Source organism: Stenotrophomonas sp. YJH_SMC_8 (genome assembly GCF_059371315.1).
In genome coordinates this window covers 329,859-348,259 of the sequence record NZ_JCAFUL010000001.1, presented here as the reverse complement: position 1 = coordinate 348,259, position 18,401 = coordinate 329,859, and the positions used below count along the sequence as shown (strand labels likewise).

16 protein-coding genes, 1 other RNA gene and 1 pseudogene are annotated in these 18,401 nt (G+C 67.1%); 4 read left to right on the top strand and 14 right to left on the bottom strand.

Annotated elements, in window-relative coordinates; genetic code table 11:
• Window positions 1-38: 38 nt before the first annotated feature.
• The 13 genes and pseudogenes from ftsA to mraZ form a co-directional block, all read right to left on the bottom strand.
• Entirely contained in the window at window positions 39-1,274 is a 1,236-nt protein-coding gene (gene ftsA / locus AC5P88_RS01535; RefSeq protein WP_005408083.1) for a cell division protein FtsA, read from the bottom strand.
• A gap of 68 nt (window positions 1,275-1,342) precedes the next feature.
• A pseudogene (locus tag AC5P88_RS01530) lies at window positions 1,343-2,020 on the bottom strand (cell division protein FtsQ/DivIB); the annotation flags it as partial.
• Window positions 2,017-2,979: a D-alanine--D-alanine ligase gene (locus AC5P88_RS01525; protein ID WP_495224097.1), complete on the bottom strand. Its 963-nt coding sequence runs from the start codon at window positions 2,977-2,979 to the stop codon at window positions 2,017-2,019. The pseudogene AC5P88_RS01530 and the gene AC5P88_RS01525, both read right to left, overlap by 4 nt.
• Window positions 2,976-4,412 (bottom strand): UDP-N-acetylmuramate--L-alanine ligase, encoded by a 1,437-nt coding sequence (gene murC / locus AC5P88_RS01520; RefSeq protein WP_099553609.1) that lies wholly within the window; start codon window positions 4,410-4,412, stop codon window positions 2,976-2,978. Before murC ends, AC5P88_RS01525 begins: the two co-directional genes overlap by 4 nt.
• A 40-nt stretch (window positions 4,413-4,452) precedes the next feature.
• Window positions 4,453-5,538 (bottom strand): undecaprenyldiphospho-muramoylpentapeptide beta-N-acetylglucosaminyltransferase, encoded by a 1,086-nt coding sequence (murG, locus tag AC5P88_RS01515; protein ID WP_164146639.1) that lies wholly within the window; start codon window positions 5,536-5,538, stop codon window positions 4,453-4,455.
• Complete coding sequence (gene ftsW / locus AC5P88_RS01510) at window positions 5,535-6,854, bottom strand: putative lipid II flippase FtsW (RefSeq protein ID WP_111111021.1); 1,320 nt, start codon at window positions 6,852-6,854, stop codon at window positions 5,535-5,537. Before ftsW ends, murG begins: the two co-directional genes overlap by 4 nt.
• 1 nt (window position 6,855) lies before the next feature.
• Window positions 6,856-7,941, bottom strand: a complete 1,086-nt coding sequence (gene mraY, locus AC5P88_RS01505) for a phospho-N-acetylmuramoyl-pentapeptide-transferase (RefSeq protein ID WP_010481929.1) — start codon at window positions 7,939-7,941, stop codon at window positions 6,856-6,858.
• Complete coding sequence (locus tag AC5P88_RS01500) at window positions 7,931-9,325, bottom strand: UDP-N-acetylmuramoyl-tripeptide--D-alanyl-D-alanine ligase (protein WP_106549216.1); 1,395 nt, start codon at window positions 9,323-9,325, stop codon at window positions 7,931-7,933. The genes mraY and AC5P88_RS01500 overlap by 11 nt, the downstream gene beginning before the upstream one ends.
• Window positions 9,322-10,830 carry a UDP-N-acetylmuramoyl-L-alanyl-D-glutamate--2,6-diaminopimelate ligase gene (locus AC5P88_RS01495; RefSeq protein WP_106549215.1) on the bottom strand — a complete coding sequence of 503 codons (1,509 nt, stop codon included), beginning with the start codon at window positions 10,828-10,830 and terminating at the stop codon, window positions 9,322-9,324. The genes AC5P88_RS01500 and AC5P88_RS01495 overlap by 4 nt, the downstream gene beginning before the upstream one ends.
• Window positions 10,827-12,671 (bottom strand): peptidoglycan D,D-transpeptidase FtsI family protein, encoded by a 1,845-nt coding sequence (locus AC5P88_RS01490; RefSeq protein ID WP_106549214.1) that lies wholly within the window; start codon window positions 12,669-12,671, stop codon window positions 10,827-10,829. Before AC5P88_RS01490 ends, AC5P88_RS01495 begins: the two co-directional genes overlap by 4 nt.
• Window positions 12,668-12,931 carry a cell division protein FtsL gene (ftsL, locus tag AC5P88_RS01485; RefSeq protein WP_005408074.1) on the bottom strand — a complete coding sequence of 88 codons (264 nt, stop codon included), beginning with the start codon at window positions 12,929-12,931 and terminating at the stop codon, window positions 12,668-12,670. The genes AC5P88_RS01490 and ftsL overlap by 4 nt, the downstream gene beginning before the upstream one ends.
• Entirely contained in the window at window positions 12,928-13,896 is a 969-nt protein-coding gene (gene rsmH / locus AC5P88_RS01480; RefSeq protein WP_010481940.1) for a 16S rRNA (cytosine(1402)-N(4))-methyltransferase RsmH, read from the bottom strand. Before rsmH ends, ftsL begins: the two co-directional genes overlap by 4 nt.
• Before the next feature lie 14 nt (window positions 13,897-13,910).
• Complete coding sequence (gene mraZ, locus AC5P88_RS01475; protein WP_004143635.1) at window positions 13,911-14,357, bottom strand: division/cell wall cluster transcriptional repressor MraZ; 447 nt, start codon at window positions 14,355-14,357, stop codon at window positions 13,911-13,913.
• A 323-nt stretch (window positions 14,358-14,680) separates the two neighbouring features.
• Between mraZ and AC5P88_RS01470 the strand changes: the two genes are divergently transcribed.
• Window positions 14,681-15,457 carry an NRDE family protein gene (locus AC5P88_RS01470; protein WP_106549239.1) on the top strand — a complete coding sequence of 259 codons (777 nt, stop codon included), beginning with the start codon at window positions 14,681-14,683 and terminating at the stop codon, window positions 15,455-15,457.
• A gap of 101 nt (window positions 15,458-15,558) precedes the next feature.
• Window positions 15,559-16,029 carry a DM13 domain-containing protein gene (locus AC5P88_RS01465; RefSeq protein ID WP_106549213.1) on the top strand — a complete coding sequence of 157 codons (471 nt, stop codon included), beginning with the start codon at window positions 15,559-15,561 and terminating at the stop codon, window positions 16,027-16,029.
• Between the two features lie 142 nt (window positions 16,030-16,171).
• On the opposite strand, the gene rnpB is transcribed toward AC5P88_RS01465, so the two are convergent.
• Window positions 16,172-16,523: RNase P RNA component class A (gene rnpB / locus AC5P88_RS01460), an RNA gene on the bottom strand.
• 195 nt (window positions 16,524-16,718) lie between these two features.
• Between rnpB and AC5P88_RS01455 the strand changes: the two genes are divergently transcribed.
• The gene (locus AC5P88_RS01455; protein WP_258179474.1) at window positions 16,719-17,378 is read left to right on the top strand and encodes a type IV toxin-antitoxin system AbiEi family antitoxin domain-containing protein; all 660 of its coding nucleotides are present in this window, start codon (window positions 16,719-16,721) and stop codon (window positions 17,376-17,378) included.
• Window positions 17,375-18,244: a nucleotidyl transferase AbiEii/AbiGii toxin family protein gene (locus AC5P88_RS01450; protein WP_495224096.1), complete on the top strand. Its 870-nt coding sequence runs from the start codon at window positions 17,375-17,377 to the stop codon at window positions 18,242-18,244. The genes AC5P88_RS01455 and AC5P88_RS01450 overlap by 4 nt, the downstream gene beginning before the upstream one ends.
• Window positions 18,245-18,401 lie beyond the last annotated feature (157 nt).

The following is an 18,401-nucleotide window of genomic DNA, read 5'->3' as shown; positions in this document are numbered from 1 at the left end:
ACTGCGACCGGGCCAGGCCCGGTATTACGGGTTCCGCGTCAGAACTCGCCGCGGAACCAGGTCTTGAGTTTCTTGAACATGCTTCCGGCACGCCCGGTCGGCAGCGACGGCCGCCGCGGGTGCTCGATCTGGCTGCCCATCAGCAGCAGGCCCACGCCGGTGGCGTGCACCGGGTTGCCCACCACTTCGCCCAGCCCGGTGACGTGCTGCGGAATGCCCACGCGCACCGGCATCTGCAGCATTTCCTCGGCCAGCTCGACCACGCCTTCCATCTTCGAAGCGCCACCGGTCAGCACCATGCCGGCGCGCACCAGTTCCTCGAAGCCGGAGCGGCGCAGTTCGGCCTGCACCATCTCGAAGATTTCCTCGTAACGGCCCTGCACCGCCTGCGCCAGCGAATGGCGCGGCATGCGGCGCGGCGGACGGTCGCCCACCGACGGCACCTGGATGCTTTCCTCGGCGGTGGCCAGCTGGGCCAGGGCGCAGGCGTAGCGCACCTTGATCTGCTCGGCTTCCGGGGTCGGCGTGCGCAGCATGTGCGCGATGTCGTTGGTCACGTGGTCGCCAGCGATCGGCAGCGACGCGGTGTGGCAGATCGCGCCCTGCACGAACACGGCGATATCGGTGGTGCCGGCGCCCATGTCGACCAGCACCACGCCCAGCTCGCGCTCGTCGGCGGTCAGTACGGCCACGCTGGAGGCCAGCGACGACAGCACCAGGTCATCCACCTGCAGGCCGCAGCGCTGCACGCACTTGCTGATGTTGGCCGCGGCAGACTGCGCGCACACCACCAGGTGCGCGTGCACCTCCAGGCGCACGCCGGTCATGCCGACCGGGTTGCGGATGCCTTCCTGCGAATCGTCCAGCACGTACTCGCGCGGAATCGCATGCAGGATCTTCTGGTCGGCCGGGATCGCCACCGCCTTGGCCGCATCGAGCACGCGATCGAGGTCGCCCCAGGTCACTTCCCCGTCGCGGATCGGTACGATGCCCGGCGAGTTCTTGCACTGCACGTGGTTGCCGGAGATCGAGGCGTACACCGAGCGGATCTCGCAGCCGGCCATCAGCTCGGCTTCTTCCACCGCGCGCTGGATCGACTGCACGGTCGATTCGATGTCCACCACCACGCCGCGCTTCAAACCGCGCGACTCGTGCGAGCCGATGCCGATCACTTCGATCGGGTTGCCCGGCGAATACTCGCCCACCAGCGCCACCACCTTGGAGGTGCCGATGTCCAGGCCAACGATCAGCGATTTGTCACCCTTGCGATTCATGTCCTTTCCTGCGTCCTGCTGGCCGGGGTCGCCGGCGTTTTCGCCGGCGTGGCCGGGGTACCCCAGCTCAGCGTGAAACCATTGGTGTAACGGAGGTCGGCGCGCTCGATCGGCGCGTCCTGGCGGTTCAACTGCGGCAGCACCTTGACGAAGCGCTGCATGCGCGAGCGCGCGTCGTCACGGCCCACCACCACTTCGGTGCCGTTGCTCAGCACCAGCGACCAGCTGCCGCGTGCATCCATCGTCACCCGGCGCACATCGACGCCGGCCGGTGCGAACAATGCACGCGAGTCGCTGTACAGCTTCATCACTTCTTCGGTCTGGCTGTCCGGACCGTCCAGTTCGGGCAGCGCCAGGTCGGCCAGCTTCTTCGGCGTGGGGAACAGCTTGCCCTGCTCGGAGACCAGGCGATCGTTGCCCCAGCGCGCGAATGGCTTGTGCTCGACCAGGGTCACTTCCAGCACATCCGGCCACTGCTTGCGTACCCGCGCGCTTTCCACCCACGGCAGCTTTTCCAGAGCGTCCTGGGCATCCTGCAGCTTGACCGCGAAGAACCCGGCGCGCGCATACGGCAGCAGCACCTGCTGCAGCTGTTCGGCCGGTACACGCTTGAACTCACCATGCACGCGCAACTTCGCCAGCGGCCAGCGCTCAGCACCGACCCAGCCATTGACCACGGCCACCACCGGCAGTGCAACCACCGACAGCGCCAACAGCCAGACGAAGATGCGCAGCACCGCGTTCATGCGTGCGGGGCCTCCAGGGTCTGTTCCAGCACGCGCCACACAAGCTCTTCGAAGCTGATGCCGGCCTGGCCGGCCGCCTTGGGTACCAGCGAATGGCTGGTCATGCCCGGCGCGGTGTTCACTTCCAGCAGGAAGAAACGGCCGCTGCTGCGATCACGCATGACATCCACGCGGCCCCAGCCACGGCAACCGGCAGCGCGGAACGCAGCCAGCGCGATGCGGCGGATTTCTTCTTCGTCGCCACCGTCCAGGCCTGGGCACAGGTACTGGGTGTCCTCGGCGATGTACTTGGCGTTGTAGTCGTACCACTGGCCCTTGGGCACGATGCGGATCGACGGCAGCGCGACGTCACCGAGAATGGCCACGGTCAGTTCGTCGCCGACCACCATCTGCTCCATCAGCAGCTGGCCGTCGTAGCGCGCGGCCAGCGCCACCGCCTCATCCAGGCCGGCATCATCGGTCACCCGGCTGATGCCCACGCTTGAACCTTCGTTGGCCGGCTTCACCACCACCGGCAGGCCCAGTTCGGCCGCCAGCGCATGCACGTTGGACGCATCGACCTTCCGGTACTGCGGGGTCGGCAGGCCCAGCGACAGCCACACCTGCTTGGTGCGGATCTTGTCCATGCTCAGCGCCGAGCCCAGCACGTCCGAGCCCGTGTAAGGCACGCCGAAGGCGTCCATCAGGCCCTGCACGATGCCGTCCTCACCACCACCGTTGTGGCCGTGCAGGATGTTGAACACACGGTCGATGCCGCCGGCGGCCAGCGCCTTGGCCAGCGCCGGAATGCCGTCGACCGCGAACGCATCGACACCGCGCGACTGCAGCGCCTCCAGTACATTGCGGCCGGAGTCCAGCGACACTTCACGTTCGCTGGAACTGCCGCCCAGCAGCACGGCGACGCGGCCGAACCCGGCCGGGTCGGTCACGCGCAGCGGCGGGAAGTTCAGCGTGTTCACGCCTCGCCCTCCCCCTTGAAGCCTTCCACGGCGATATGGGTGGCCACGGCGCCAATATCGCCCGCCCCCATCATCAGCAGCAGGTCACCGTCCTGCAGCACATCCGGCAGCACGCTGGCCAGTTCGGCAGCCTTGCCCACCACCACCGGCTCGCTGCGGCCGCGCGCACGGATGGCACGGGCCAGCGCGTGCGAATCGGCACCGGCAATCGGCTCTTCACCGGCCGGGTAGACCTCGCTCAGCACCAGCGCATCGACGCTGGACAGCACCGCCGCGAACTTGTCGAACTGGTCGCGGGTACGGCTGTAGCGGTGCGGCTGGAAGGCCACCACCAGGCGCTTGTCGGCCCAGCCACCACGGGCGGCGGCGAACACGGCCTCCAGCTCGCTCGGGTGATGACCGTAGTCATCAATGATGCGGACCTTGGCACCACTGGCAGTGGTCACTTCGCCCAGATCGTTGAAGCGACGGCCGACACCGGCAAATGCTTCCAGCGCGCGGGCGATCGCGTCCGGGGCCACGCCCAGCTGCCAGCCCACTGCGGCGGCGGCCAGTGCGTTCAGCACGTTGTGCTTGCCCGGCAGTGCCAGCACCACTTCCTGGCTGGTGCCCTGCGGCAGACGCAGGGTGAAGCGCATGCGCGAACCTTCCTGCACCACGTTCTCGGCGCGCACGTCGGCCTGCGGGCTCATGCCGTAGCTCATCACATGGCGCGGGGTCTTGGCAGCCAGCGCAGCCACTTCCGGGTCGTCGATGCACAGCACCGCCAGGCCGTAGAACGGCAGGCGCTGCAGGAACTCGGCGAACGCCGCCTGCACGCGGGCAAAATCGTTGCCGTAGTTCTCCAGGTGGTCCGCATCGATGTTGGTGATGATCGACATCAGCGGGTTCAGGCGCAGGAAGCTGCCATCGCTTTCGTCGGCCTCGGCCACCAGCCACTGGCCACCACCCAGCTTGGCGTTGGCACCGGCCGCCAGCAGCTGGCCACCGATAACGAACGTCGGGTCCAGGCCGCCTTCGCTCAGCACCGCAGCGGTCAGGCTGGTGGTGGTGGTCTTGCCATGGGTGCCTGCCACCGCGATGCCGCGACGGAAGCGCATCAGCTCGGCCAGCATGGCTGCGCGCGGCATGATCGGAATGCGCTGGCTGCGCGCTTCCATCAGTTCCGGGTTGTCTTCGCGGATGGCGCTGGAGACCACCACGCAGTCGGTGCCCAGCACGTTGGCCGCCGAGTGGCCGCGCATGATGCGCGCACCCAGGCTGGCCAGGCGGCGGGTCGCGCCGTTGTCGGCGTTGTCCGAGCCGGACACTTCATAGCCCAGCGTCAGCATCACTTCGGCGATACCGCTCATGCCGGTGCCGCCGATGCCGACGAAATGCACGCGCGGGAACGCGCGCACCAGGTCGTTGGTGTCGTGCAGGCGGCGGATCATGCGCGGCCTCGCGCAGGGCAGGCGCGGTGGCATGCCTTCTTCATACAGCTTCCTCAAGAATGATATCGGCGATGCGCTCGGCGGCATCGACCTTGGCCAGGGCACGCGCGGCTTGCGCCATCTGCATGCGGCGGGCGGGATTTTCGGACAGATCGCGCAGCAGTGCGGCAATGCCGTCGGCCAGCGTTCCGTCCTGCTTCAGCAACACCGCCGCGCCGCGCTCGACCAGGTACTCCGCATTGCGGGTCTGGTGATCGTCGACGGCAGCGGGGAATGGCACCAGCACACTGCCGACACCGACCGCGCACAGCTCGGCCAGGGTCGACGCGCCAGCGCGGCATACGACCAGATCGGCCCAGGCGAACGCCTCGGCCATATCGGCGATGAACGGCGTGATTTCCGCCTGCACGCCGGCCTTGGCATACGCCTCGACCGCTTCGGCGTGCAGCTTCTCACCGCTCTGGTGGCGCACCTGCACCGGCACCGCGGCACCCAGCGCAGCGATGGCCTGCGGCACGCCGGTATTGAGCGCACGTGCCCCCTGGCTGCCACCCACCACCAGCACGCGCAGCGGGCCTTGGCGGTCGGCGAAGCGCTGTTCCGGCGGTGCGATGGCGGCGATTTCCGCACGCACCGGATTGCCGACGAACTCTTCGCGCGCGGCGAAGGTGCCCGGGAAACCGGTCAGCAGGCGGCGCGCATAGCGCGACAGGATGCGATTGGTCAGGCCCGGTGCGCGGTTCTGCTCATGCACGATCAACGGCAGGCCATGCAGGCGCGTGGCCATGCCACCGGGGCCGGAGGCAAAGCCACCGAAGGCCACCACTGCACGCGGCTGGCGCTTGCGGATGATCATGCCGGCCGCACGCAGCGCACGCATCAGCCGCCACGGCGCAGCCAGCAACGCCAGCTTGCCCTTGCCGCGCAGGCCGGTGATGGCCAGCGTGTCGATCGCGATGTCGTGCTGCGGCACCAGGCGGGTTTCCATCGCGCCTTCGGCGCCCATCCAGGTAACCGGCACGCCACGCTCGCGCAGCACGCGGGCCACGGCCAGGCCGGGGAAGATATGACCGCCGGTACCACCGGCCAGGATCATCACCGGGCGGGCGTTGGAAGCGCTGCTCATGACAGCCTCCCGAAGGTCGGTTCGATGCGCGACTGCAGGCGGCTGGTGCCACGCGCAGCGTTCGGCGCAGTGGCCGCCACCGGCTCGGCGCTCATCGGTACGCTGGCGGCCACCGGCGCGGCCGGCTCGTCGCTCGGCTCGGCAGCAACGTCTTCGGCGCCACCGATGCGCACGGCCTGGCGGCGCTCGGCGCGCTTGAGTTCATAGGACACGCGCAGCAGCAGGCCCATCGCCACGCAGGTCATCAGCACCGACGAACCGCCGGAGGAGATCAGCGGCAGGGTCAGGCCCTTGGTCGGCAGGATGCCCAGGTTCACGCCGATCGAGACGAAGGTCTGCATGCTGATCCACAGGCCGATGCCGAAGGCGATGTAGCCGGAGAAGTGGCGCTTCATTTCCACGCAGCGCATGCCCAGCCAGAAGGTGCGGCCGACCAGCAGCGCGTACAAGGCCACGATCACGCAGGTGCCCAGGAAGCCGAATTCCTCGGCGGTGACCGAGAAGATGAAGTCGGTGTGCGCTTCGGGCAGGTAGTACAGCTTCTGCACCGAATTGCCGAGGCCGACGCCGGTCCACTCGCCACGGCCCACGGCCATCAGCGCGTTGGACAGCTGGTAGCCGTCGCCCTGCTGGTCGGCCCACGGGTCCAGGAAGGAAGTGATGCGGCGCATGCGGTACGGCTCGATGATCGCCAGCGCGCTCATGCCGACCAGGCCGATGATCACCGGCATCGACATGCGCGGCATGTTCACGCCGCCCAGCACCAGCATGCCGGCGGTGATCGCCAGCAGCAGGGTGGACGAACCGAAGTCCGGCTGCAGCAGCAACAGCACCACCAGCGCACCGGCCACGCCCAGCGGCTTGAGCATCGCCGGCCAGGTCGCATTTACCTCGTCGCGGAAACGCACCAGGTAGCTGGACAGCCAGACGATGTAGAGCACTTTCACCGCTTCAACCGTCTGGAACTTGGAGATGCCCAGGTTGATCCAGCGGCGCGCACCGTTGACCGTACTGCCCAGGCCCGGCGTGAACACTGCCAGCAGCAGCACGAAGCAGCCCAGCAGCAGCATCTGGTTGTACTGCTCGATGGACTTCAGCTCGGTGCGGGCGGCGATGACCGCCAGCACGATACCGACCGCCAGGAAGATCAGGTGGCGGTTGAGGTAGTAGAACGGACTGCTCATCAGTGCGATCGAGCTGGACGCCACCATCACCACGCCCACGCCGGTGAGCGCGATGATCGCGCCCAGCAGCCACTTGTCGTAGCTGCCTTCGATGGCTTCAAGGCGTGTTGCCTGGCGGGACAGGTCGTTCATCTCAGCGCACCTTCAACGTGGCCAGGCCGATCAGCACGAGCACGACGGAGATGATCCAGAAGCGCACGATCACGCGCGGCTCCGGCCAGCCCTTCAGTTCAAAGTGGTGGTGGATCGGCGCCATGCGGAACACACGCTTGCCGGTCAGCTTGAACGAGGCGACCTGGATCATCACCGACAGCGTTTCGATGACGAACACGCCGCCCATGATCACCAGCACCAGTTCCTGGCGGGTGATCACCGCGATCGTGCCCAGCACCGCGCCCAGCGCCAGCGCGCCGATGTCGCCCATGAACACCATGGCCGGATAGGTGTTGAACCACAGGAAGCCGAGGCCGGCGCCGGCAATGGCCGCGCAGATGATGACCAGCTCGCCGGCCCCCGGGATCTGCGGGATCTGCAGGTAGTTGGCGAACACCACGTTGCCCGAGGCATAGGCGAACACGCCCAGCGCGCAGGCCACCAGCACGGTCGGCATGATCGCCAGGCCGTCCAGGCCGTCGGTCAGGTTCACCGCATTGGAGAAACCGACGATCCAGAAGTAGGCGATGGCCACGAAGCCGATGCCGGCCAGCGGTAGCGCGATCGACTTGAACATCGGGATGTAGAAGGTCAGCGCCGCCGGCACGTCGGCCGTGTAGAACAGGAACAGGCCCGCAGCCAGGCCGAAGATCGACTGCAGCAGGTACTTCCAGCGCGACTTCAGGCCGTTCGGGTCACGGCGGACGATCTTGATCCAGTCGTCATACCAGCCGATGGCGCCGAAGCACAGCATCACGGCCAGCACCAGCCACACGTAGCGGTTGCGCAGGTCAGCCCACATCAGCACCGACAGGGTGATGGTGAGCAGGATCAGCGAACCGCCCATGGTCGGCGTACCGGCCTTGGAGAAATGGGTCTGCGGACCGTCCTTGCGGATCGGCTGGCCGCCCTTGAACTGGGCAAGCTTGCGGATCATCGCCGGGCCGAGCCACAGCGACAGGAACAGCGCCGTCAACGCGGCAAGGATGGCGCGGAACGTCTGGTAGTTGAACAGCCCGAACAGGCTCTCCAACTGCTGCAACCATCGAGCCAGTTCATACAACATGCGGGGATTCCTCTCCTTGCGCCAGCAGCGCTTTGACGATCAGGTCCATGGCACTGCCACGGGAACCCTTGACCAGGCAGCGCACACCAGCGTGCAACTCATCCTGCAGCGCCTGTGACAGCGCACCATGGGTAGCGAAATGGCGACCGCCTTCACCGAAGGCGGCCGCAGCAGCGGCGCTGAGCGGACCCAGCGCATACAGCCGCTTCAGGCCGGCAGCGCGTGCTCGGATGCCGGCCTGCGCATGCAGCGCCTCGGCGTCCGGGCCCAGCTCGCGCATGTCGCCCAGCACCAGCCAGCCCTCTTCCGGGGCGGCGGCCAGGGCATCGATGGCCGCAGCCAGCGAGCCGGGATTGGCGTTGTAGCTGTCATCCACCAGCACCGCGCCGTTGCGCAGCTGATGGGCGATCTGGCGGCCCGGCACCGGCTGCGCTTCGGCCAGGCCGGCAGCGATCAGCGCCAGGTCGACGCCCGCGGCCAGCGCCAGGCTGGCGGCGGCCAGTGCATTGCTGACGTTGTGGCGACCCGGCAGGCCGAGCACTACGCGTGCTTCGCCGGCTGGCGAAACCAGGGTGAACTGGCTGCCCTGCGCACCGGCGCGGATGTCGCGCGCGGTCACGTCGGCGGTATGTTCCAGGCCGTAGCGCAGCACGCGGCAACGCGGCGGGGTGCCGACGAAATGCTGTTCGAACCAGCGGCCGTAGGCATCGTCGGCGTTGATCACCGCCACGCCATCGGCCGGCAGTGCGGCATAGATCGCGCCCTTGGTCACCGCCACGCCGAGCAGGCTGCCCATGCGTTCCAGGTGTGCCGGGGCGATGTTGTTGACCAGCGCATAGCGCGGGCGGGCGATGTCGGTCAGGTAGGCGATGTCGCCCGGCTTGCCGGCGCCCATCTCGTAGACGGCGAAGTCGGCATCTTCCGGCGCATCGATCACCGCCAGCGGCAGGCCGATCTCGTTGTTGCGGTTGCCCGGGTTGGCGTAGACCACCTTGTGCGCGTGCTGTGCCACCTGCTGCAGGATCGACAGCAGCAGGCTCTTCACGCTGGTCTTGCCGTTGCTGCCGGTGATCGCGAACACCTCGGTGCCGCGGTCACGCTGCATGCCGGTGGCGATCTTCGCCAGCGCCAGCTCGCTGTCGGCCACCAGCACCTGCGGCAGTTCGATCGGCAGCAGGCGCTCGACCAGCAACGCGCTGGCACCACGCGCCAGCGCGTCGGCAGCGAAATCATGGCCATCGAAACGTTCGCCACGCAGCGCCACGTACAGGCTGCCCGGGCCAAGGTTGCGGGTGTCATGGCTGACCGCATCGATCGCCACGTCGTCGCCGTGGATCTCGCCGCCAGCCCAATGTGCGATCAGCGAAAGCAGGGTGCGCTTCATGCGGCGCCCTCCCCGGCCTGTGCGGCTAGAACACCGGCCTTGGCCGCCAGGGCAGCTGCCGCCACTTCGGTGTCGTCGAAGTCATGGCGCACGCCGTTCACTTCCTGGTACGGCTCGTGGCCCTTGCCGGCGATCAGGATGATGTCGCCGGCACCGGCACGCTTCACCGCCAGGCCGATCGCACGCGCGCGGCTGCGCTGCACGGTCACGGCATCGGCGTTCTGGAAGCCGGCCAGGATGTCGGCCACGATCACGTCGCCGTCCTCGCCACGCGGGTTGTCGTCGGTGACGATGACCTGGTTGGCCAGGCGCTCGGCGATCGCGGCCATCTGCGGACGCTTGCCGGTATCACGCTCGCCACCGCAGCCGAACACGCAGAACAGCGTGCCCTGCAGATGGCCGTGCAGGCTGTCCAGCGCCTGTTCCAGCGCGTCCGGGGTATGTGCGTAATCGACCACCACGGTCGGCAGGCCGTCTTCGCCGCCGAGGCGGTTCATGCGGCCACGGATCGGCTGCAGCGCCGACAGCACCTCGGCGATGCGCGGCAGCGGCTGGCCCTGCGCATGCAGGGTACCGGCCACCGCCAGCAGGTTGTCCACGTTGAAACGGCCCAGCAGCGGCGACTGCACCGCAGCGCGCTGGCCGTCGATGACCAGTTCGAAGGCGATGCCACGGCCATCCAGCTGCAGCGCTTCGGCGCGCACGCTGGCATCGGTGGCACCGCGCGAGCTCAGGCCGATCGGCTGCACGCCCGCCGGCAGGCCGGCGAACAGCTGGCGACCGAAGGCGTCGTCCAGGTTGATCACCGCCGCCTTCAGGCCCGGGCGATGGAACAGCCGCGCCTTGGCCGCGCCGTAGCTGGCCATGTCGCCGTGGTAATCCAGATGGTCGCGGGTGAGGTTGGTGAACACCGCCACGTCGTAGTGCACGGCATCCACGCGGCCCTGGTCCAGCGCGTGCGAGCTGACTTCCATCGCCACCGCGCGCGCACCAGCGTCGCGCAGCTGCGCCAGCAGCGCATGCATCTGCAGCACCAGCGGCGTGGTGAAGCCCGTCGGTTCAACCGCACCATAAAGTCCGGCGCCCAGCGTGCCGATACTGCCACTGGGCGTACCGAGCAGGTGCCAGGCCTGGGCCAGCAGCTGCACGGTGGAGGTCTTGCCGTTGGTGCCGGTCACGCCAACCATCGCCATCGCCCGCGACGGTGCGCCATGGAACTGGTCGGCCATCGCGCCCATGCGCGCGCGCAGGCCCGGCACCGCAATCGCATCGGCCGGGGCCGGCAGCTCGGCAGGCGCCGGCGGTTCGAACAGGATGACGCCAGCACCGGCCGCACGGGCCTGCTCGACAAAGCCCAGGCCATGCGCGCCGAAACCGGCGATGGCGACGAAGGCATTGCCGGGGCGCACGGCGCGGCTGTCCAGCACCAGGCCGGTCAGAACGGGATCATGGCCCGCCAGGGCCACGTCCGGAAGCAACTGCGAAAGCAACATCGAAGGACTCATTGCGTGCCTCCCGTAGCGGGCGGCGTCTGGGCATGCGCGCTGGGCAGCGCAGCATCGAATTCAGCGGCGGCATCGGCCGGCAGCGCGGCCTCGGCCGGCGGCGCGGGCAGGATCGAGGCCGAGTGGCCGACCTTGCCGGACTGTTGTGCGGCCAGCCACGACTGCAGGTCGTCCAGCGGCACGTCCATCAGGCGCAGGGTGCCTTCCATCACGTTGTGGTAGACCGGCGCCGACACCAGGCCGCCGTAGAACTTGCCGGCCTGCGGGTCGTTGATGACGATGACGGTGGCGAAGCGCGGGTTGGTGGCCGGCACCACGCCGGCGAACAGCGCGTTGTAATGGCCGCGCTCGTAACCGCCGGGGCCGGTCTTGCGCGCGGTACCGGTCTTGCCGGCCACGCGGTAACCCAGCACCGCTGCCTGCTTGGCGCCGCCCTGGGTAACCACCGTTTCCATCATCGCCACCACCTGCCTGGCGACGTTCTCGTCGATGATCTGATGCGCTTCGTTGCGCTGGCCCTTGACGAAGGTCGGCGCGATCAACTTGCCGCCATTGGCCAGCGCCGAGTAGGCGGTGGCGATCTGCAGCGGCGTCACGTTCAGGCCGTAGCCGTAGGACATGGTGGTCTTGGTGGCACCGTCCCAGTTGGCCGGGCGCCGCACCACGCCACCGGATTCACCCGGGAAGCCGCTGTGCGGCACCGAGCCGTAGCCGAAGCGGCGCACGCCGTCATAGAACACCTGGTCCGGCATCTTTGCCGCAACCTTGGCCGCGCCGATGTTGGAACTGCGGGTGATAACGCCGGTCACGTTCAGCACGCCGTTGTTGCGCGGCACGTCGCGGATGGTGAAGCGGGCTACCTGCATGTAACCCGGGTTGGTGTCGATGATGGTGTCCTTGGTCACCGCACCGGCCTGCAGCGCGGTGGCGATGGTCAACGGCTTCATCGTCGAACCCGGCTCGACCAGGTCGGTCACTGCACGGTTGCGGCGCGCATCGGGCAGCGCGCCGGTCAGCGAATTCGGGTTGTAGGTCGGCAGGTTGACCATGGCCAGGATCTCGCCGGTGGTCACGTCCATGATCACCATCGAACCGCCGGCCGCCTTGTTGGCCACCAGCGCGTTGCGCAGCTCTTTGAAGGCCAGGTACTGGATGCGGCGGTCGATGCTGAGGGTCAGGTCCTTGCCCGGTTCGGCGGCGCGCAGCAGATCGCTTTCGACGGTCTCGCCCTTGCGGTTGCGGATCACCCGCTTGGCGCCGGCCTTGCCGCGCAGCCATTCGTCGAACGCCAGCTCCAGGCCTTCCTGGCCGCGGTCGTCGATGTTGGTGAAGCCCAGCACGTGCGCCATCGCCTCACCCTGCGGGTAGAAGCGGCGGAACTCGCGCTGCGCGGCCACGCCCGGAATCTTCAGCGCGACCACCTTTTCTGCCTCGTCCGGATTGATCCGGCGACGCAGGTACATGAATTCCTTGTCCGACTTCTGCGACAGGCGGCTGCTCAGCTCGTCCACCGACATGCCGACCGCCTGGGCCAGCTCCGGGATGCGCTCAGGCGAACGCAGCAGATCCTGCGGATTGACCCAGATCGAGGCGACCGGCGTGGATACCGCCAGCGGCTCGCCGTTGCGATCGGTGATCATGCCGCGCGAGGTCTTGATCGGCAGCTCGCGCAGGTAGCGGGCCTCGCCCTGGCGCTGGTAGAAGTCGCTGTTGATGATCTGCACGTAGGCGGCACGACCGACCAGCGACACCGAGCACAGGCCGAGCGCCAGCGCGACCCAGCGCAGGCGCTGGCGCAGGTTGAAGGCGTTGCGCGGGCGGTTGCGGCCGGTCTTGCTCATGGCCGCACCACCACGATGTCCCCGGCCTCGGGGAACTTCATGCCGAGCTTTTCGCGGGCGATGCGATCGACACGGTTGGCTTCAGCCAGCGTGGCCTGTTCCAGCTGCAGGCGGCCGAATTCCAGGTTGATGTCATCGCGCTTGCGTTCGGCGCGCGACAGCTCGATGAACGTCTGCCGATGACGGTGACGCACGAACACGACGCCGATCGCCGAGGCCACGGTCGAGGCCAACAGGATGATCAGCAGCAGCCGGCTCATGCGTCGGCCTCCCGCTTCTGGGCCACGCGCAGCACGGCGCTGCGGGCGCGCGGGTTGGCGGCCAGTTCCTCGTCGGTGGCCTTGATGGCACCGCCGATCAGGTCCAGCGTCGGCACGAACGCGACCGCCTCGGGCAGTCGGCGGTTGGCCGGCGGCGCCTTGGCCAGGCGGTTCATGTACTGCTTGACGATGCGGTCTTCCAGCGAGTGGAAGCTGATCACCGCCAGCCGGCCACCGGGCTTGAGCCGTTCCACTGCCGCATCGAGCCCGGCTTCCAGATCGGCCAGCTCGCGGTTGATGTGGATGCGGATGGCCTGGAAGCTGCGCGTGGCCGGGTGGATCTTGTCTTTTCCACGCGGCATCACCGAGGCGATCAGCTCGGCCAGTTCAGCGGTGCGGGTGAACGGCTGCTTCTCGCGGCGGGCCACGATGGCACGCGCGATGCGACGGCTCTGGCGTTCTTCGCCATAGGTCCACAGCACGTCGGCAATCTCGCGGTCTTCCACGCGGTTGATCCACTGCGCGGCGCTTTCACCACTGTCCGGGTCCATGCGCATGTCCAGCGGGCCGTCCTTGCCGAAGCTGAAGCCACGTTCGGCCACGTCCAGCTGCGGCGACGACACACCCAGGTCGAACAGCACGCCGTCCAGGCCTTCGGCCGTCGCATCCCACTGCAGCAGCTGGGCGAAGCTGCCACGGAAGATGGACACGCGCGGGTCCGGCGCGAAATCGCGCTCGGCAACGGCGATGGCTTCCGGATCCTTGTCCATGACCAGCAGGCGCCCCTCGGGACCGAGCTGGGTGAGCACGCCACGTGCATGACCGCCACGACCGAACGTGCCATCCAGATAACGTCCGTTTTCGATCACCCTCAGGCCTTCGATGACCTGGGTGTACAGGACCGGCAGGTGCACCGCCGGCGACTGCGACACCGGAAGGTGACCGGCCTGCGCTTCTGGGCGCATCCGGGCACCCCGGCTCACAACTTCAGGTCGAGCAACCCATCACCCAGATCCTCGTCAGACAACGTCTGCTGGATCAGGGCCCGATGCGCCTGCTCGCTCCACAATTCGAACTTGTCGCCCATACCGAGCAATACCGCCTTCTTCTCAATGCCCACCGCACCGCGGTGGCTGGCGGGGATGCTGATGCGACCGTTGCCGTCCAGCTCCAGATGGGCGGCCGAGCCGACCAGCTTCTGCTGCAACAGGCGCACGACGCGCTGGGTGTTGGGCTTGGACATGACGTCGTCGCGGACCCGCTCCCATTCCGACTCTGCATACAGCCACAGGCAGCCGGCTTCGAACGGGTTGTAGGTCAGCACGAGACGGTTGTTGCTGGCGCGCGCGACGAGGTCGCGGTAAGCGGTGGGAACCGCCATGCGCCCTTTATCGTCAACTGTGATGGCCGTCTCGCCCTGGAACACGACGCGTGCACCTATCCTTCGCCCGGTGAAACATTGAACCACGAAAACCCACAAAACACCCGGATTTCCCTCTGATGCCCACCTTAGCAGCGGCCGAAGGGTTGTCAACAACTTTTCAGCGGGGAAATCGCCAGCCGCATCAATGGCTTGCAACAACCTTTAGAGAATTGTTCAAGGCTTATCCACAAGTTGCTGATCCGTCTCAATTTTTGAGATTGAACGGAAGTTCAGGGCTGTGGACAGCGCGTGAAACATCGCCCGCGCATTCATCCGGAACCGGCCGGAAACGCCGCCGGACTGCGCAAACGATGCACAATGAGGCCATGTGCCTGCTCGCTCTTGGCTGGATGCACCACCCGCGCTGGCGGCTGGTGATGACCGGCAACCGTGATGAGTTCCACGCCCGCCCGACCGCGGCGCTGGCCCCCTGGCAAGATGAGACCTCCGTCATCGGGGGGCGCGACCTGCGCTCCGGCGGTGGCTGGGCCGGGGTCGGTGCCGGCGGCCGCATGGCCGTGGTCACCAATGTCCGTGATCCGCTGGCCGCACAGACCGGCCCGTCCCGCGGTGCACTGGTGGCCGACTTCCTGCGCGGCCGCGACCCGGCCGCCATGCATATCGACCGGCTGGCCACCGTGGCGGGCGCATATGCGCCCTTCAACCTGCTGCTGGCCGATGGCGACAGCCTGGAGTACCTGGGCAACCACCCGGCCGAACGCCAGAGCCTGGGCCCCGGCGTGCACGGCATGTCCAACGGCGCGCTGGACGCGCCGTGGCCGAAGACCCGGCGGCTGATGGCTGCGCTTTCCGCCTGGCTGGAGGAAGACGGGGTCAGATCCCTTTCCCAAGGGGAAAGGGATCTGACCCCGCTCTGGCAGGCCCTCGCCGACGAACACCGCCCGGCCGACAGCGACCTGCCCGACACCGGCATCGGCCTGGAGCGCGAGCGCTGGCTGAGCCCGGCCTTCATCCGTGGCGACGACTACGGCACTCGCGCCAGCACCGTGCTGCTGATCGACACCCATGGCCACGGCCAGATCCACGAGCGCCGCTTCGGCCCACAGGGCGTCGCACTTGGCCAGAGCCAGGTCGATTTCTGACCCTGTACCTGTTCTCTGTGTCTATAAATGTCTGCACGCACGCCACACGATGACCCGGCGCGGTCCTGCCGCGCGCCCCACCGATCCACAGGGAGTCATCGATGCGCCGTGTTCTTGTACTTGCCGCCACCCACCTGCTCGCCCTCGGCCTGGGCTTCGGCCTGGGCATCTACCTGCTGCCGATCCTGATCGCCCCTGACGACCCGCCGGTCGCGCAGGTGCAGGCAGCGATGGGCGACGCCCGCTACCACACCACCTTCCGTCGCGACCTCAAGGGCAGCGACGCCGTGCACTGGGCCGAAGGCAAGGTCAGCGTCAGCCCACGCCAGGTCGCCTTCGACGGCAAGATGGGCCCGGGGCCGGACTACAAGGTCTACCTGGTGCGCGACTTCGTCGACAACAAGGCCGACTTCCTGAAGATCAAGGCGCAGGCGCAGCGCATCGGCGAGGTAAAGACCTTCAATCGTTTCCTGGTCGACGTGCCTGAAAGCATCAACGTGGACGACTACACCACCGTCGTGGTGTGGTGCGAACGGTTCGAGCAGTTCATTTCCGCCGGGCAGTACCGCTGATCGGAAAAGGGGTCGGATCCCTTTCCTGCGGAAAGGGATCCGACCCCTTAATGTTGGCGCACCGACGCCACATATGGACGTCGGTAAATCCACGCCACACATCGGCATCAGTAGATCCACGCCATGCGTGGATGGAAGAAAGAGGCGGAGCCGGCCGATAAGCCGGGTTCTGTCGTGGACAGTCATTCCTCTAGGCGTTACGTCACCGCAACGCTCAAGCAACCTACCCGGATCCAACGCGGGCCGCGCCAAAGGATCCCTATTTGGTCTTGCTCCAGGTGGGGTTTGCCGTGCCGGTCTGTTGCCAGACTCGCGGTGCGCTCTTACCGCACCATTTCACCCTTACCGGCCTTCCGAAGAAGACGTAGGCGGTATCTTTCTGTTGCACTTTCCGTCGGCTTGCGCCGCCCAGGCGTTACCTGGCACCTTGCCCTATGGAGCCCGGACTTTCCTCGGCACCCCCGAAGGGATGACGCGACTGTCTGGCCGGCTCCGCCAGCGCGCATTCTAGCGCACGTGGGTGGTTCCTGCCGCGTTGATCGCGACGTGCGGTTCATCCATCCACGCGTGGCGTGGATCTACCGATTCACAGGGCAGGGCCGGCAAAACCCTCACCGCTCTGGTGGGTGCAGATTCCGCTCTGGTGGGTGCGGACCTTGGTCCGCACCATTCACCCGCCATAGCCGGCGATGTTCCCTTTTGTCGGCCAATATTCAAAACACCCGACGTTATGGAACAATGCCGTCATGGGAAACGCCGAAGCCAAGGCACGAAAGCTATTGCGACGCGCAGGCACCCTGCGCGCGCGCGAACTGGTGACTGCGGGGATCGCCCGCGCCCAACTGTCCCGACTCGTCGAGGCAGGTGCACTCATCCGGTTGTCCCGGGGCGTCTACGCGTTGGCGGAAAGAAGCAGCAACGACACCGATGATGGACTGCGGATCATCGCCGAACGCCTGCCGCACCCCCGTCTATGCCTGTTGAGTGCCCTGCGCCTGCATGGCCTGACCACCCAGGCGCCGTTCGAACACTGGGTCGCCATCGGCAACAGCGACCGCGCTCCGCGGATCGACTGGCCCCCCCTCCGTGTGGTCCGCATGTCGGCAACGACCCTCAATGCGGGGCTGGAAGAACGTCGCGTAGGCAGACGTCTCATATACGTCAGCAACGCAGCGAAAACCGTCGTCGATTGCTTCAAGTTCCGCAATCTCGTAGGACTTGATGTCGCACTTGAAGCCCTGCGTGACGCGCTTCACAGCCGCGCCACCACCCCGAACGCACTGATGGAATATGCGCGGATCTGCCGCGTTGCCAGACTGATGAGACCGTACCTCGATGCCCTGGCGTGACCCACTCTCCACCACTCCCCCAGCGCGTTGCTTCCATCCGGCAACGGCTGCTCGATCGCGCGCGCAGCCGAGGCGAGGACTTTCAGTTCGTGCTGGACAGGTTCGCCGTTGAGCGCCTGCTCTACCGGCTCTCGACCTCACCGTTCCGCGACCAGTTCCTGCTGAAGGGCGCCCTGCTGTTCGCAACCTGGTTCGATGCACCGCACCGGCCCACTCGGGATGCCGATTTCCTCAGATTCGGCAGTGCTGAGCCCGACCATCTCCTGCGTATCGCATGTTCGCTCTGTGCGGTGGCGAGCGACGACGGCCTGCGTTTCGATCCAGACAGCATCGCCATCGAAGCTACCCGGGAAGACGCTGCGTATGAAGGGCTGCGCATGCGCCTGATGGCATACCTGGGCAGCGCACGCTGCCACGTGCAGTGGGACGTGGGGTTTGGCGATGCAGTGACTACCCCACCGCCGGAAATCACCTATCCGGTAATGCTGGATGGCTTTCCCCCACCCTTCCTGCGCGTCTATCCACGAGAGACCGTGTTTGCCGAAAAGCTGGAGGCCATTGCGGTACTGGGCATCGCGAACAGCAGGATGAAGGACTTCTTCGACCTGCTGGCACTGGTGCGCGAGGACGCCATGGATCGTCCTGGCCTTGCAGCCGCCATTGCCGCGACCTTTGATCGACGCGGCACCCCTGCACCGACGCCGCTGCCGTACGGGCTGACCCCGGCATTCGCCAGGGATGTCCACAAGCAGACCCAATGGCGCGCCTTCCTGCGGAGGAATCGCCTGATTGCGCCGGACCTTTCCTCGGTGGTTGCCGAGATTGCAGACTATCTGGGCGCTCTGGACACAACCGCACCGTCCTGAAGCCGCGAGCCCCCTGCGGGGGCACCGTGCACTCGCCGGGCATGGCCCGGCGCTACCCGCTCCGCCCTGGTGGTGCGGACCTTGGCGGTTCATCCATCCACGCATGGCGTGGATCTACCGATCCCGCTGCCCAGGCGGGTGCGGATTCCGAATTGGT